Annotated in this window: 1 protein-coding gene; it reads left to right on the forward strand. The window is 34.3% G+C overall.

The annotated features are described in order from the left end of the window. The first annotated feature begins 238 nt into the window (after positions 1-238). Positions 239-508, forward strand: a complete 270-nt coding sequence (locus M4I21_RS18500; RefSeq protein ID WP_249560707.1) for a hypothetical protein — start codon at positions 239-241, stop codon at positions 506-508. The last annotated feature ends 276 nt before the right edge of the window (positions 509-784 follow it).

Below are 784 nucleotides of genomic sequence, written 5' to 3' on the forward strand. Positions count from 1 at the left end.
AAGCAAAATAAAAAGTTTTGGCTAGATGCTTAATCGCAAATTAATCGCTTGTTAACTCCCGTACTAACCATAGCCTAATCCGTTAGCAAACATTTTAATGAAACTCTACAAAATAATAGCCATTTTATTTTTTATGATACTTTGTGGTTGTCGAAATGACCGAAATCTTGATGGAAATTATTCTGTTTGTTTTAACGGAGAATACTCTGAGGTTTACTTTAAAAAGGACTCAATGAGAATGGCATCGGAAAGTGAATGGGTATCGTTATCTGAATGGAGAAAAATAGAAGTTAAAAATGACACCCTCTACTTTGAAACGTTTGGAGAATGGAGGGATTCCGCAACAGCAGAGATAAAATATATTGGACTAAACAAAATTGAATTGAAGCTTTTGGAGGCGAATAGGAGTATTAATCTAGAGCCAATTAATAAAAGTCTAAATTTTGAAAAGCCAAAAGAACTCTGGAACGGATTTATTAAGCGACTGAATTCTAGTAATTGTGAATAAAAAACGTTGGCTAACAAAGCCTAAACGCAATGCGGACTTAGTGTTTAAACGGAAAGGTCTGTGTATATTTATGAAGTCGCTAAATCTTATGGATTTAGCTTTAGACAAGAAAAAATAAATCGAAACAATAAGCTTTAGCTTCGTGCGCAGACGGAAACGAAAAGTTTCCTTGCCTCCGCACTACGCTTAGGTACTGTGTTAAAAAACAAGTTTTTTCTTTAATAATTTAGGAAACAGGTTGATTTATCAAACTGTTATCCCGCGCAGCAAGAGCTT

Source organism: Cellulophaga sp. 20_2_10 (assembly GCF_023476645.1).
Taxonomy (GTDB): domain Bacteria; phylum Bacteroidota; class Bacteroidia; order Flavobacteriales; family Flavobacteriaceae; genus Cellulophaga.